This window comes from Shewanella sp. Sh95, assembly GCF_001308045.1.
In the GTDB taxonomy this organism is placed as follows: domain Bacteria; phylum Pseudomonadota; class Gammaproteobacteria; order Enterobacterales; family Shewanellaceae; genus Shewanella; species Shewanella xiamenensis.
In genome coordinates, this window is sequence record NZ_LGYY01000043.1 from 1 (window position 1) to 718 (window position 718).

The 718-nt window shown below is 60.4% G+C and carries 1 pseudogene; it reads right to left on the minus strand.

What is annotated here, in order from left to right:
• Window positions 1–718, minus strand: a pseudogene (locus tag AEA42_RS22530) (hypothetical protein); the annotation flags it as partial.

A 718-nucleotide genomic window follows, 5' to 3' on the forward strand; every position in this document is an offset into this window, starting at 1 on the left:
CGCCGGGGGTGGCGTTGTAGCTGTAGCCTGTCGCCGGAGTGCCGTCAGCAAACTGCAGCGCCCCATTCACCAGCTTCAGTTCCACATCGGTGGTCGCGGTGCCATTGACGATAGTCAGGTTCACGTGACCGCCTTCAGCAAAGTCGGCATGGTTGATGGTGACTTGGAGCTGTACGCCATCACCGTTGATTTCGGCTTGCGTGAGTGAGCCATCACCTGGGTTACCGTCATCGACGATCAATACGGTCGGGGCATTCGGGGCGGTTTCATCCGCCACGGTTGCAGTGTCAGAGCCTGGGCCTGAGGTGTTGTTGGCTGCATCGGTTTGGGTCGCGGTGACCGTGATGCTGCCACCTTCACCCGGGGCGGTTTCCGTCCAGCTGATAACGCCGGTGGTGGCGTTGTAGCTGTAGCCTGTCGCCGGAGTGCCGTCAGCAAACTGCAGCGCCCCATTCACCAGCTTCAGTTCCACATCGGTGGTCGCGGTGCCATTGACGATAGTCAGGTTCACGTGGCCGCCGGCACTGAAGTCCGCAGCATTGATGCTCACGGTTAACTGTACACCTGCGCCATTGCCGCTGATTTCGGCTTGCGTCAGCAGGCCATCACCTGGGTTACCGTCATCGACGATCAATACGGTCGGGGCATTCGGGGCGGTTTCATCCGCCACGGTTGCAGTGTCAGAGCCTGGGCCTGAGGTGTTGTTGGCTGCGAATGC